The sequence below is a fragment of the Metallosphaera javensis (ex Hofmann et al. 2022) genome, from assembly GCF_022064045.1.
GTDB lineage: Archaea > Thermoproteota > Thermoprotei_A > Sulfolobales > Sulfolobaceae > Metallosphaera > Metallosphaera javensis.
Window position 1 is genome coordinate 1 of the sequence record NZ_JAKNCW010000052.1, and the last position, 502, is coordinate 502.

Genomic DNA, 502 nt, shown 5'->3' on the forward strand with positions numbered 1-502 from the left:
TACGACGAGAACCTAGTGACCACGTACGAGATGTTCCCGTTTCTGTTTTAATACTGGTACGAGCTTCTCAAGGAGGACAACAGGAATGCGAGGACCAGGCACAGGGCTCCCGTGATATTCGACGAGTTCCTTGCGTTCCTTAAGAAAGATATAATCTAGTTAGTTAGGTGTTCTTAATCTTGGATTTCGACTATCATTGTAAGTGGCCCCTCGTATAACGTAAAGTAAGATGTACCATTAAGTAAAGGAAGGCTCATCTCTTGGCCTGGAGGAAGATAATAGGTGTAGTTTCCGTAAACGAGTATGCCTTCTTCAGGGTAAGGATTCCAAATGTGGATGTATGTCCTGTTCCCCTGATTATCTATGGAATATATTTGAAAGACGTGTAATCTCACACTTATATGTGTCGTATAAGTTAATGCAGGATGATAGGAGTAGACTAACAGGAGAAGGGCCACAGAAAGTATCAGCAACACACTAAGCAATTTCTTATACATTGTAT

The 502-nt window shown here is 41.4% G+C and carries 1 protein-coding gene; it reads right to left on the reverse strand.

What is annotated here, in order from left to right; genetic code table 11:
* Positions 1–173 precede the first annotated feature (173 nt).
* A partial coding sequence (locus L3N51_RS12345; protein ID WP_238027516.1) for a hypothetical protein occupies positions 174–502 on the reverse strand: 329 nt, incomplete at its 5' end.